This window comes from Komagataeibacter xylinus NBRC 15237, assembly GCF_001571345.1.
Classification (GTDB): Bacteria; Pseudomonadota; Alphaproteobacteria; order Acetobacterales; family Acetobacteraceae; genus Komagataeibacter; species Komagataeibacter xylinus.
The window spans coordinates 67,929-80,870 of the sequence record NZ_BCTP01000009.1 but is presented as its reverse complement, the minus strand read 5'-3'; the positions used below and the strand labels follow the sequence as shown (position 1 = coordinate 80,870).

General features: G+C 65.1%; 13 protein-coding genes. All 13 read right to left on the bottom strand.

Features of this window, described 5'->3' with window-relative positions; genetic code table 11:
* Nucleotides 1-4: 4 nt before the first annotated feature.
* Nucleotides 5-1,282 carry a tRNA lysidine(34) synthetase TilS gene (tilS, locus tag GXY01S_RS05770; RefSeq protein ID WP_061272917.1) on the bottom strand — a complete coding sequence of 426 codons (1,278 nt, stop codon included), beginning with the start codon at nt 1,280-1,282 and terminating at the stop codon, nt 5-7.
* A gap of 23 nt (nt 1,283-1,305) precedes the next feature.
* Nucleotides 1,306-2,061: a tol-pal system YbgF family protein gene (locus GXY01S_RS05765; protein WP_061272915.1), complete on the bottom strand. Its 756-nt coding sequence runs from the start codon at nt 2,059-2,061 to the stop codon at nt 1,306-1,308.
* Between the two features lie 113 nt (nt 2,062-2,174).
* Nucleotides 2,175-2,648, bottom strand: coding sequence for a peptidoglycan-associated lipoprotein Pal (gene pal / locus GXY01S_RS05760; protein ID WP_061272912.1), 474 nt, complete (start codon nt 2,646-2,648; stop codon nt 2,175-2,177).
* Nucleotides 2,649-2,896: 248 nt separating this feature from the next.
* Nucleotides 2,897-4,264 carry a Tol-Pal system beta propeller repeat protein TolB gene (gene tolB / locus GXY01S_RS05755; RefSeq protein ID WP_061272909.1) on the bottom strand — a complete coding sequence of 456 codons (1,368 nt, stop codon included), beginning with the start codon at nt 4,262-4,264 and terminating at the stop codon, nt 2,897-2,899.
* 30 nt (nt 4,265-4,294) lie between these two features.
* Nucleotides 4,295-5,287: a hypothetical protein gene (locus tag GXY01S_RS05750; protein ID WP_061272906.1), complete on the bottom strand. Its 993-nt coding sequence runs from the start codon at nt 5,285-5,287 to the stop codon at nt 4,295-4,297.
* 30 nt (nt 5,288-5,317) lie between these two features.
* On the bottom strand, nt 5,318-5,749 hold the full coding sequence (gene tolR / locus GXY01S_RS05745; protein WP_061272903.1) for a protein TolR: 432 nt from the start codon (nt 5,747-5,749) through the stop codon (nt 5,318-5,320).
* A gap of 1 nt (nt 5,750) precedes the next feature.
* Nucleotides 5,751-6,416, bottom strand: coding sequence for a protein TolQ (gene tolQ, locus GXY01S_RS05740; protein ID WP_078524996.1), 666 nt, complete (start codon nt 6,414-6,416; stop codon nt 5,751-5,753).
* Nucleotides 6,417-6,617: 201 nt separating this feature from the next.
* Nucleotides 6,618-7,037 carry a YbgC/FadM family acyl-CoA thioesterase gene (locus tag GXY01S_RS05735; protein ID WP_061272897.1) on the bottom strand — a complete coding sequence of 140 codons (420 nt, stop codon included), beginning with the start codon at nt 7,035-7,037 and terminating at the stop codon, nt 6,618-6,620.
* Nucleotides 7,024-8,085, bottom strand: a complete 1,062-nt coding sequence (gene ruvB / locus GXY01S_RS05730; RefSeq protein WP_061272894.1) for a Holliday junction branch migration DNA helicase RuvB — start codon at nt 8,083-8,085, stop codon at nt 7,024-7,026. Before ruvB ends, GXY01S_RS05735 begins: the two co-directional genes overlap by 14 nt.
* On the bottom strand, nt 8,082-8,702 hold the full coding sequence (gene ruvA / locus GXY01S_RS05725) for a Holliday junction branch migration protein RuvA (protein ID WP_061272890.1): 621 nt from the start codon (nt 8,700-8,702) through the stop codon (nt 8,082-8,084). Before ruvA ends, ruvB begins: the two co-directional genes overlap by 4 nt.
* Nucleotides 8,699-9,205: a crossover junction endodeoxyribonuclease RuvC gene (gene ruvC / locus GXY01S_RS05720; RefSeq protein ID WP_061272887.1), complete on the bottom strand. Its 507-nt coding sequence runs from the start codon at nt 9,203-9,205 to the stop codon at nt 8,699-8,701. The genes ruvA and ruvC overlap by 4 nt, the downstream gene beginning before the upstream one ends.
* 8 nt (nt 9,206-9,213) lie before the next feature.
* Nucleotides 9,214-9,963 carry a YebC/PmpR family DNA-binding transcriptional regulator gene (locus GXY01S_RS05715; RefSeq protein ID WP_061272884.1) on the bottom strand — a complete coding sequence of 250 codons (750 nt, stop codon included), beginning with the start codon at nt 9,961-9,963 and terminating at the stop codon, nt 9,214-9,216.
* Nucleotides 9,964-10,028: 65 nt separating this feature from the next.
* Nucleotides 10,029-12,770, bottom strand: coding sequence for a preprotein translocase subunit SecA (gene secA, locus GXY01S_RS05710; RefSeq protein ID WP_061272881.1), 2,742 nt, complete (start codon nt 12,768-12,770; stop codon nt 10,029-10,031).
* Nucleotides 12,771-12,942 lie beyond the last annotated feature (172 nt).

Here is a 12,942-nt window from a genome sequence, read left to right as displayed (position 1 = left end):
CCTTTTATGCCAGCCTGCCCGCCTGGCCGTGTCCGGCGCCGTCAAACACAGCGCAGTCGCACACGGGGTGGGGGGGCTGGTTCATGAAAACCGCATGGGCGGCGGCATGTTCCTGCGCGCGCAGGCCCATATGGGGCACGGCCTTGACCTTTCCATCATGCCATAGCGCGGGCAGCGTGCGCAACAGCCGCGCGGGCCAGCATGACCGCCCCCTGCCATGCGGCCACCACGCCGCCACCGGCCCCGCCGCCCCCACGCGCCAGCCCGGCGGCAGGGGGGCGGCGTGCAGGATGAAACGCCGGTCCCATATGGCCCCGGGTGCCGCGGCCATGGGGGGGGCGAGCCCTGCTTCCTCACGGGCCACGAGCCACTGCCCCTCGCGCCAGGGCATGAGGGCGACCCCGGCCAGGGTTGCCGCCCGGGGCCGGGCCGCAAGCGCTGCCACCGCCTCGCGCGCCGGGGCATAATCCCGCCCCCCCACAACGCGGATCAGGGCCGACAGCAATCGTGGTGGCGCAAGGCCAGCGGGCAGGACCACCCAGCCACCGGGATGAAAGCGGGCATGGGCGGCCAGCCAGCGTGCGTCATGCCCATCGCGCGCCTTGCGGGCCTGCCCAGCCTGCCCGGCATCGGCCAGCAACGTACCTGCAAGAGGAAAATCCGCTGCCAGCGCATGACGCGCGCGGGCGCGGGCGGTGCGCAGGTCGGTGTTGGAGGGGTCTTCCACCCAATGCATGCCTGCGGCCCGCACCGTGGCATAAAGGGCGGCCTTGCCTACGCCGAGCAGCGGGCGAACGAGGCGCACATCCGCCATGTCCGTCGCCACCGCCATGGCGGCCAGTCCGTCATCCCCGCTTGCAGCCTGCTGGCGCATGAGCACCGTTTCCGCCTGATCGCCCGCATGATGGGCCACCAGCAGGTCAAGCGCGCCAAGGTCACGGCAGGCAGCGAACAGGGCCTGGTAGCGCATGCGCCGGGCGCGTTCGGCCATGCGGGGACCACGCGCCAGCCCCTCAAGGACCAGCAGGTGGGCGGGTATGCCAAGCCGGGCCAGGCGGGCCACCGTCTGCTCGGCCTCAAGCCGCGACTCGGCACGCAGCCCGTGATCCACCACCAGCCCCATCACATCCCGCCGCCAGCCGCGCGCCAGAATGGCCAGCGCCATGCTGTCCGCCCCGCCCGACACCGCAACGCATACAGGCGTGCCCTGCCCCGGCCACGGACCAAGAGCTGCCATGCGGGCGGCAAAACGGGCCGGGCTGACCGGTTCGGAAGGCTGCATGCGCCTTACGCCCGCGCAGGCAGTCAGTTACATTTGGCGCGCTTGCGGTAGACCTGCTCGGCGGCTTTGATGCGCGGCGCGGGCGTGGGAAATTCACTGGAAAGCTTGTCCAGCGCCTGACAGGCCGAAGCCTTGTCGTTCAGCGCCACCAGCGTTGCCGCCACACCCAGCAGGGCGCTTGGCGCGCGCTGCCCGTGCGGCGCGCGGTTATAGGTATCGTAATAGGCAAGGGCGGACTGACGATACTGCTTCTGCCCCGCAAGGGACTGGGCCATCAGATACTGCGCATCAATCTGCCTGGCGGATTTGGGGCCGGAGAGCACCTGCTGCGCATCAGCCTGCGCCGTGGCGTAATCATGCTGCAACAGCGCATCGTTACCCGCCTTGAGCACATCATCAAGGCTGCGCTTGGCCGGAGCTGGGGCCGGGGCTGCTGCGGCAGGCGTTACGCCGCTCGCTGCCGTAACCGGGGCCGGAACCGCCGGGGCGGCATGGCCATGCTGCTGCATGGCAAAATTCATGTCATCGATCTGCTTGCTCATGGTGGCATTCTGCTGCTGCACCTGATTGGTCAGCTGATCGATCTGCCCGCGCATCTCGCGCGTCTGCTCTTCGAGCGTATTGACCCGGTCAAGCAGTTGCAGGGTCAGGCTATTGCTGTCACCCGCATGCGCGCAACCCAGCGAGGCCAGCGATATGCCCCCTGCCAGCATGCCAGCCCGCCCCCACCATGAAAGCCGGCCAGAAACCGAAAGGAAACAAGACATAACAGACCGCATGGACCATACCCTTCAAGCAACACGACGCACGTCTACCTAAAACAAAACCGGCCGGGCGATAAGCGCCCGGCCGGTTCCATACTGCCACATTCCGTAGAAGTGCTGGCAGAAACTTACTGTACCGCCGTGATGGCGTTACGGTTCTGCGACCAGGAAGCCTCGTCATCGCCAACGGCGGTCGGGCGGTCCTTGCCATAGGAGATGGTGGTGATGCGCGATGCATCGACACCCTTGGCCACCAGGTAGTCATGCGCCGCGTTTGCACGACGCTCGCCCAGCGCGATGTTGTATTCCTCGGTGCCGCGATCATCGCAGTTACCGGCGATCTGCACATGCACCTGCGGGTACTTGGCCAGCCACGCGGCCTGCTTGTCGAGCGTTGCCTTCGCATCGCTGGACAGCGTGTTCTGGTTCAGCGCGAACAGCACGCGGTCACCTGCGGTCGCGACCAGATCGGCCTCGCTGCCGGGGACAGGGCCAACCTGCTGCTGCACGGCAGCACCGGTGTTCGCGTTCTTGTTCGCATGGTCAGAACAGGCCGCGAGGAAGAGAGCCAGACCGGCCGCACCAAAAAGCTTCAGTTTCATTACTTTGGATCCTGGATCGGTTTCTTGTTTCGAAACCATTTGTTGAATTTCCGGATTTAAATATAGAACGGTCCCGAGTCTCGTTGCGCCCTGCCAAACAAATTGTAAAACAGAAACTCGCGATCGCTGGAAACCGCCACAAGCATAGCTGTCAAATCCGGTTTCAGTCAACGCGGAACAAACACATACCCGCCATTTGCCAAATGAGTGGGTTCTGGCGGGGTGTTTGCCCAACGTGTTGAAAAGAATTACTTATTCAGGCCAGACCATGCCGGATCAGACGAACTGCCCGCTGGCAGGGCGCGTTCATGGAAGCCAGTTATGTCAATTGTATTGATACCTGTTGCAAATCCGGCACCATTTGCCCCGGCCGAACTCTGGCGGCAGAATGCCAGCACGCGACCGTTGGGGCAGAAAGTCGGGCTTTCCACCGTAAAGCCCTGGGTCAGGATTCGCTCGCCCGTGCCATCGGGTGCCATCACCCCGAGCGAGAAGCTGCCATTGGCAATGCGCGAGAACGCGATCAGGTCACCACGCGGCGACCATACGGGCGAGCCGTAGCGCCCGTGCCCATAGGAGATCCGCTTCGCCTCACCACCCGATGCACTCATGACATAGAGCTGCTGCGAGCCGCCACGGTCGGAGTTGAATACGATCTGCGAGCCATCAGGGCTGTAAGACGGGCTGGTGTCGATCGCCCCGGACGAGGTGATCTGCCGGCGCGCCATTGTGGCCAGATCGACTACAAAAATGTCCGACCCGCCGCCACGCGTAACCGACAGGATGACCGACTGCCCATTGGGCGCAAAGCGCGGCGCGAATGAAATACCCGTAAAGTCACCAAGCAGGCGCTGCTGCCCGGTATTGAGGTTGAACAGGTAAACACGCGGCCTGTAGTTGGCATATGACATGAATGCCAGTTCGCTATTTGCCGGGTTGAAGCGCGGCGTAAGCGTCAGCCACTGCCCGTTGGTCAGGTAGCGGCTGTCCGCCCCATCCTGGTCCATGATGGCAAGCCGCGTGATCTGGCGCGCACGCGGGCCGGAGCGCGCGATATAGGCGATGCGGGAGTTGAAATAGCCCTGCTCGCCAAGCAGGCGGCTATAGATCACATCGGCAATGACATGCGCGATGCGGCGCCAGTCCTGGCTGCCCGCCGTATAGGCCGTACCCTGCAACTGCTTGCCGGTCAGCACATCCCACAGGCGGAACTCGACGCGCAGGCTGCTGCCCTGCTCGACCACCTTGCCGGTCATGACCGCGCGCGCGCCCATTGACTTGTAGGAGGCAAACGGCGGCGTGCCCTGCGGCATGCTGGCGCTGATGGGGCGGAACAGGCCGCAATTACCCAGGTCGGCCGAAATCACATCCGTGATCTGCTGGGCCACGCCGCTGCCAAGCGCGGGCAGGACGATGGGAATGGGGGCAGTACGCGCCTGGTCCACCGTAATTTCGGCCGCACCCGCATCCTGCGCATGGGCCGCACCTGCGGCGAACAGCGGCGTGGCCATAAGCCCGCCCGCCACACCCGCGCCCATGAACCCACGCCGGCTGAAGGCCGATGCCAGCCGTGCGGCATCATCATCCGGTATCAGTGGCTTTACGCTTGACATCATTTTCCTCTCCTCGCCTTCGTCCGCTTTGTATCAGGGACGGAATACGAATTTCAGTTGCCGGGTCTGGCCCAGCAGGTTCTGCGGAATGGGCAGCTTGGCACAGGTCGGGCTGAGCACCGCATCACGCGCGCGTTCGGCCAGCGCGCGATAGGACGGGTCAGCCGCCATCTGCGCCTGTGTCTGCGGCGCGAAGTCCACCATGCGCGCCGTGCCGGTGCCATCCACGGTCACGACCAGATGCGCCACGAACTGGGCATAATTACGCGCCGCCGTATCTTCCGAGTAGCAGCGCCGCATGGAATTGCCGATGGCCTTCTGCTCGGTGGCGGTCATGGAACTGGTTATGTCGCCATCAGGCGAGCCACCACCATCAGGCGCGCCGCCCTGCTGCGGGTTGGGCCGGGCCTTGGGCGGATGGGTCTGCTTCTGGTCCGCGCGGAAGGCATCGAGCGTTGCCAGCAGCGAGTGCGTATCCGACACATGCTTCTTGGCCTCGTTGGGCTGCGTGGTGCGCGAAGGCTCCTGCACCTTGGGCGCAGCCGTAGGATCGGGCTGGGCCGAAGGCGGCACGGGCGCGTGCGCCTGCGCGGGGGCAGCCTTGGCCGGCGTGGGCGGCAGCTTGACCGCATCGGGCGATGGCGTCTGCTCACGCGGCGGGGTTGGCGCATCGGGCACGGGCTTTGACACCTGCTGCGGCGGCGGCATGGGGGGAGGCGGCGGTGGTGGCGGGGCTGCCTCCTCGTTGGGTTCCTTTTCAGGCGGCGTGGGCGAAGGCGGCGCCTCCTGCTTGACCGGCGCGGGCGCAGGCGCGGGCTTGGGGGCAGGCTTGTCACCCTTGTGGGGCGTTGCCGTGCCCGTATCGGCCGCGAATTCCATCTCGATGGTGGGCGGTGGCGGTGGCTCCTTGGGCACCGGCACGGGTAGCCTGAGCAGCACGGCCACCAGCAGGGCAAAATGCAGGCCGCCCGAAACCAGGATGGAACGCCGCATGAGGATGCGTTCGGAACGACGCGGTGGGACCACGATCAGACGGCTCCTGGCATCAGATTCTGTTTAGTGACCAGGCGGCTGCTGGGCCAGCAGGGCCACATGCGTAAAGCCACCCGACGTGATCTGCCCCATGATCTGCATGACACGGCCATAATCGATATGCTGGTCGCCGCGCACGAAAATACGGTGCTCGCTGTCATTCTGCGCCGCCGCCCTGAGCTGGTCCACCAACTGGTCCTGCGACACGGGTTCATCGCCCAGATACAGGTCGCCATTGGAGCGGATCGACACCGTGATGGGCTTGGTGTCGGTATTGACCGGGGCCGCATCCGTCTTGGGCAGGTCCACGTTCACGCCGCTGGTCATCATGGGGGCTGTCACCATGAAGATGATGAGCAGCACCAGCATCACATCCACCAGGGGTGTTACGTTGATCTCGGCCATGGGGCGCCGCTTGCGCCGCCGCCCCCGCAGGTCGCCCAGGCTTGCCCCCATGTTACGCGCCCCTTTCTTCCGACTGGCGCGACAGGATGGCGGCGAACTCGGTGCCGAACGCATCCAGCCGGTCCTCGAACACGCTCATGCTGTTGCTGACCACGTTATAGGCGATCACGGCGGGAATGGCCGTGACCAGGCCGATGGCGGTAGCGAACAGCGCCTCGGAAATGCCCGGCGCCACGACCGAGAGATTGGTGTTGTGCATGGCCGCGATCGAGCCGAACGCGTGCATGATGCCCCACACCGTGCCGAACAGGCCGATGAAGGGCGCCACCGGCCCGATGGTGGCAAGGAAGATGATCCAGCGGTTCAGCCGGTCCATCTCGCGCGTAATGGTAATGGCCATGGCGCGGTTGACGCGGTCCTGCACGCCGCCATGCACCAGGTCGATACCCGAAATACGCGAGGAACGCCTCCATTCGCCCATGGCCGCGCCAAAGACGGCAGCCATCGGGTGCACGGGCTTGGCGCCATCGGATTCGTACAGATCCTCAAGGCTGCCACCGGCCCAGAAGCGCTCCTCGAAATCGTTGGCCTGCCGGTTGACCCGGCGGATGGTGGTGAATTTATCAAAAATGATGGCCCAAACAATCACACTGCTGGTCACCAGCCCGATCATGACGAGCTTGACCACGATCGAGGCGTGCATGAACAGCGCCCACATCGAAAGATCACCCGCTGCAGCACCCAGATTCGCTGCATTAACCGCTTGGTCCAAATACGCCTCCTGCCCACCTTGGCCGTTCGCTCAAACACGAAGATTGCCCGTTTGGCAAGCCACGGCCAACCTGCTTTCCGCACAGCCCTGCATCATGGTCAACCCATGACACAAAAAGAACACACGCCGTGCATGGCTCTGTTGCGCTCAGCCGACCAGCCCGCGCAACAGATCACGCCATAACGGCGGAAATCGGGCCGCGCGCCCATCGGCTGCGCGCACGCAGGCGAGCCGCACATCCAGCGTACCACAATCAAGTTTTTCAGCCGTGCCCGCCCGGTGGAAGGTCTGGAGCAGCCGGCAACTTGCGGCGCCCAGTTCCGTCAGGCGAGTCGTAACGCACACGATGTCATCGAGCCGCAGAGGGGCACGATAGTCCATGGCGGCATGGCGCACCACGAAGGCCAGCCCGAAATCGCCCAGCAGGTCGGCAGCCGAATGGCCCTGCGCGCGGATGGCCTCGGTGCGGGCGCGCTCGCCAAAGGCAAGGTAGCGGGCGTGGTAGACCACGCCGCCCGCATCCGTATCCTCGTAATAGATGCGAAAATCGATATTATGCTGAACCATCAGTCCCCTCTCCGAGCAGGTCGCCCTGGCCGGGCACGCGGGCGGGGGGCTGCAGGCCAAGATGCCGCCAGCCCCGCTCGCCCAGCATGCGGCCGCGGCTGGTGCGTAGCACAAGCCCCTCCTGAATGAGGTAGGGCTCGATCACGTCTTCGAGCGTATCGCGTGCCTCGGCCAGGGCCGCGGCCAGCGTCTCGACCCCTACCGGGCCACCATGATGGTATTCGGCAATGCGGCGCAGGTAGCGCCGGTCCATGCCATCGAGCCCCATCGAATCAACCTCGAGGCGGGACAGCGCCGCATCGGCCAGCGCGCGGTCCACCGGACCACTGCCCGCCCGGGCCACGGCGGCAAAGTCGCGCACCCGGCGCAGCAGGCGGCCTGCAATACGTGGCGTACCGCGCGAGCGGCGGGCGATTTCCTCGGCACCTTCCGGTGTCAGGTCGAATTCCAGCTTGCGCGCTCCGCGCACCACGATCTGACAGAGTTCCTCGGGCGTGTAGAACACCAGCCGCAGCGGAATGCCAAAGCGGTCGCGCAACGGCGTTGCCAGCAGGCCCGCCCGCGTGGTGGCTGCGACCAGCGTGAACGGCGAGAGGTCGATGCGCACCGAGCGCGCGGCCGGTCCCTCGCCAATGATCAGGTCAAGCTGGAAATCCTCCATCGCCGGGTACAGCACCTCCTCGATGGAAGGATGCAGGCGATGGATTTCATCAATGAACAGCACATCACGCGGCTGAAGGTTGGTCAGGATGGCGGCCAGGTCGCCCGCGCGCTGGATGACCGGCCCCGACGTGGCCCTGAAGCCCACGCCGAGTTCGCGCGCCACGATCTGCGCCAGCGTGGTCTTGCCCAGGCCCGGCGGGCCGTGCAGCAGCACATGGTCCAGCGCATCGCCGCGCTGGCGGGCGGCGGCGATGAAGATGGCCAGGTTCTCGCGGCTGGCCTTCTGCCCGGTGAAGTCATCAAGCGTCTGTGGCCGCAGGCTGCCTTCGTTGCCGTCTTCCTCCGCCCGGCGGGCGTCGATCTCGCGCTCGGGGTGCTCACTCATCGGGCCAGCTCCTTCAGCGCGTCACGGATCACCACATCGAGGTTCACATCCCCCTCGAACCGGTCGATCACGCGCTCGACCACAGGCTGCGCCTCCGCCCGCCTGAAGCCAAGGCCGGACAGCGCCAGCACGGCATCCGCCGCAATGCTGCGTGGCGTGGGCATTGTAATGGCAACACCCGGCACGCCCCCGCCCGCCGGTGCGCCGGTGGGCATGCCCTCGCACTTGTCGCGCAGTTCGGTCACGATGCGCTGGGCCAGCCGCGCGCCCACGCCGCCCGCGCGGGTGAGCATGGTCTTGTCGCCCCCACCAATGGCCACCATCAGTTCAGGCGGCGGCAGCACGGACAGGATGGCCAGCGCCACCTTGGCCCCAACGCCCTGCACGGTGGTGAGCAGGCGGAACCATGAGCGTTCCGACGCCTCGGCAAAGCCGTAAAGCAGGATCGCATCCTCGCGCACCACGGTCTCGACCAGCACAAGGGCGAGTTCCGGCGGCTGCGGCAGGGCCGCGAGCGTGCGGCTCGATGCCTGCACAAGGTAGCCCACGCCGCTGACATCAATCACGCAGCGATCAGCCTCGACCTGTGCCAGCAGGCCGCGCAACTGCGCGATCATGCCATCCTCGTGGCATTGGCGAGATGGATGGCGGAAGCACGGTGATGCGCGTGACAGATGGCCACCGCCAGCGCATCCGCCGCATCGGCGCGCTTGAGCAGGGCGGTAGGCAGGATACGGCGGACCATCATGCTGACCTGTTCCTTGGTGGCCGCCCCCGTGCCCACCACCGCGCGCTTGACCGTCTTGGCGCCATATTCAGCTACGGGAATGTCGAGCAGCATGGGCACCAGCAGCCCCACCCCACGGGCATAGCCCAGCTTGAGCGTGGCGGCGCCATTGCGGTTGACGTAGGTTTCTTCCACCGCCGCTTCATCGGGGGCGAAATTGCGGGCCAGTTCCAGCAACGCATCATGCAGGTGGCGCAGCCGCTCGGGCACGGTCAGCGCCGAATCGGTCGCGATCACGCCATCAGCCACATGGCTCAGCCGGTTGCCCTGCGCCGTAATCACCCCCCAGCCCGTAAAGCGCAGGCCGGGGTCGATGCCCAGGATGCGGACCACAGAGCGGGTCAGGCCGAGAGCTTTTCGGCCACGTCGTCCGGCACGTCGAAATTGGCGTAAACGGCCTGCACGTCGTCATGGTCATCAAGCGTATCGATCAGCTTGAACACGCTGCGCGCCTTGTCCTCATCGAGTTCGACAGTGTTGGACGGCCGCCAGTCCAGCTTGGCGGAAGCCGGTTCGCCAAAACGGGTTTCCAGCGCGTCACGCACGGCAAAGAAGGATTCGACCGGGCAGGTCACTTCATGCACGCCATCCACGGTCTCGACATTCTCGGCACCGGCTTCAAGCCCGGCCTCGATCAGGTCGTCCTCGCTCGCGGCATCGAGCGGATAGCTGATCACGCCCAGGCGGGTGAACATGAAGGAGACCGAATTCGTCTCGCCCAGCGAACCACCATGCTTGGAAAACGCGGCCCGCACGTCAGATGCCGTGCGGTTGCGGTTGTCGGTCAGCCCTTCCACGATCACGGCAACGCCTGCCGGGCCGTAACCTTCGTAGCGGACCTCGGTGTAGTCATCGCCGCCGCCCGCGCCGCTGGCCTTCTTGATCGCGCGCTCGACCGTATCCTTGGGCATGTTGACTTCACGCGCGGCCGAGATGGCGGCACGCAGGCGCGGGTTCATGGCCGGATCGGGCATGCCCTCGCGCGTGGCCACGGTAATTTCACGGATGACCTTGGCAAACTGCTTGGCCCGCTTGGCGTCCTGTGCGCCCTTGCGGTGCATGATGTTCTTGAATTGGGAATGACCTGCCATCGTTCGTCCCTGATCGTGCTGTTCTTGTTACTGTCTTGTGTATCGGCCCGGGTAGGGCTGGCCGTTCAGACCAGCCGCCCGTGGCAATGCTTGTATTTCTTGCCCGACCCGCACGGGCAGGCCGCATTGCGCGAGACCTCGCCCCAGCTTGAGGGGTCATCGGGCATGATGGCCGCGGCCCCGATCGGCCTGCCCATGGCGGGATCGGGCAGGTTGCCCGCCGCATCGGGCATGAGGCCGGGCCCCGGCTCGTTCTGCAGCCCCGGCACTTCGGGGTCGGCATGGATTTCGGCAACGCCCGCAAACGGGTTGTCGATGGGCGGCGGTGCGATTTCAACCCGCGCCATGGAGGAGGTCACACGCGCGCGCAGGTGGTCGAGCATGGCGTGGAACAGTTCGAACGCCTCGTGCTTGAACTCGTTGAGCGGATCTTTCTGCCCATAGGCGCGCAGGCCAATGCCCTGGCGCAATTGGTCAAGGGCGAGCAGATGCTCCTTCCACACCGCATCGAACGTGGTCAGCAGCACCTGCTTTTCCACAAAGCGCATGACGGAAGGACCAAAATTGGCGGCCCGGCTGGCCTGGGCCTGGGCTGCCGCCTGCTCGATGCGCTCGGTCACCACCGTGCCATCCACCCCGTCTTCCGCCGCCCACTCGGCAATGGGCAGGGTCAGGTTGAGCGCGGTCTGCACATCGTGGGCCAGCTCATCCTTGAGCCACTGCTCGGGGAAGGATTTCTCGGGGATGCGGCGGGCCACGATCTCGTGGATCACGTCCTCGCGCATTTCGGTGATGATGGGCGAGAGGTCTTCCGCCGCCATGTATTCCCGGCGCTGGGCATACACTTCCTTGCGCTGGTCGTTCATCACGTCATCATATTTGAGCGTGTTCTTGCGCATGTCGAAGTTGCGGGCCTCGACCTTTTTCTGCGCGCGCTCAAGGGCCTTGTTGATCCAGGGGTGGACGATGGCCTCCCCTTCCTTCAGGCCCAGCTTCTGCAGGATGTTGCCCATGCGGTCGGTGCCGAAGATGCGCATGAGGTCATCTTCAAGCGAGATGAAGAAGCGTGAATTGCCCGGATCTCCCTGCCGCCCGGCGCGGCCGCGCAACTGGTTGTCGATCCGGCGGCTTTCATGGCGCTCGGTGCCGATCACATACAGGCCGCCCGCCTTGCGCACGATATCGTGATCCTGTGCCACCTTGGCGCGCAGGGCCTCTTCCTGCCGGGCACGCTCCTCGGGGTCTTCGATGCCGCCAAGCTTCTGGCTGATCAGCATGTCCACATTGCCGCCAAGCTTGATGTCGGTGCCGCGCCCGGCCATGTTGGTGGCGATGGTGATGGCCCCCGGCGCACCGGCCTGGGCCACGATCTCGGCCTCAAGCTCATGGAAGCGTGCATTGAGCACGCTGTGCCGGATGCCATTGCGGCGCAGCAGCGAGGAGAGATGCTCGCTCTTCTCGATCGAGGTCGTGCCCACCAGCACCGGCTGGCCTGACGTGGTGCTGATTTCCTTGATCAGGTTTGCCACCGCCTCGTATTTCTCGCTGGCGGTCAGATAGACTTCATCATCATCGTCCTTGCGGGCGACGGGCAGGTTGGTGGGGATCTCGATGACGTCGAGCTTGTAGATATCAGCGAATTCATCGGCTTCCGTCATGGCGGTGCCGGTCATGCCCGACAGGCGCGGATACATGCGGAAGTAGTTCTGGAAGGTGATGGAGGCGAGCGTCTGGTTTTCCTGCTGCACCTCCACGTGTTCCTTGGCCTCGAGCGCCTGGTGCAGGCCATCGGAGTAGCGGCGGCCTTCCATCATGCGGCCGGTGAACTCATCGATGATGACCACCTTGCCGCTGCTGACGATGTAATCCACGTCGCGCGTGAACAGCGTATGCGCGCGCAGCGACTGCTGCACGTGATGGATGACCGCCACGTTCTGGCTGTCATACAGCCCGCCATCATGCAGCACGCCAGCATTGCGCAGCAGGTCCTCCACCTGTTCGGCACCCTTTTCGGTCAGGATGACGGAGCGGAATTTTTCATCTTTCTCGTAGGCTTCGGGGTCGGCCACGAGGGCGACCATCACTTCATCGACCGAGCGGTAGAGGCCGGAACTGTCTTCCGCCGGGCCGGAGATGATGAGCGGGGTGCGGGCCTCGTCGATCAGGATCGAATCGACTTCATCGACGATGGCATGGTGGAAGGGCCGCTGGACCATGTCTTCCACGCGGTATTTCATGTTGTCGCGCAGGTAGTCGAAGCCGAATTCGTTATTGGTGCCGTAGGTGATGTCGGCCCGGTAGGCGGCGCGGCGCTCATCCTCGGGCATGTTGGGCACGACCACGCCCACGCTCAGCCCGAGGAAGCCATACAGCCTGCCCATCTGCTCGGCATCGCGGCTGGCGAGGTAGTCGTTCACGGTCACGACATGCACGCCCTCGCCCGCAAGCGCGCTGAGATAGACGGCGAGGGTGGCGACAAGGGTCTTGCCCTCGCCGGTGCGCATTTCCGCAATCTTGCCATCATGCAGCACCATACCGCCAATGAGCTGCACATCGAAGTGGCGCATGCCCAGCACGCGCTTCGCCGCCTCGCGGCATACGGCAAAGGCTTCGGGCAGCAGGGCGTCAAGGCTTTCACCCTTGGCAACGCGGGCGCGGAATTCCGGGGTCTTGGCGGCGAGGGCTGCGTCATCGAGCGCCTGGATCTGTGGCTCGAGCGCGTTGATTGCGGGCACGCGCCGCTGATACGATTTCAGCGCCCGGTCATTGGCGGTTCCGAACAGGGCGCGGGCAATACTGGCGAACATGAAGACCTTCCCGGAATGACATTCCCGCACGCCCGCAATACGATAACTGGCGGGGACGGGGCAGGCGTGCGGATAAAATTCTCGCGCGGAGACATGAGATAGGACCCACGCCGCCACGGGTCAACCGATGGAGCGCGGCGCCATGGAAAAAGCGGGGGAAAACGGCCATCCG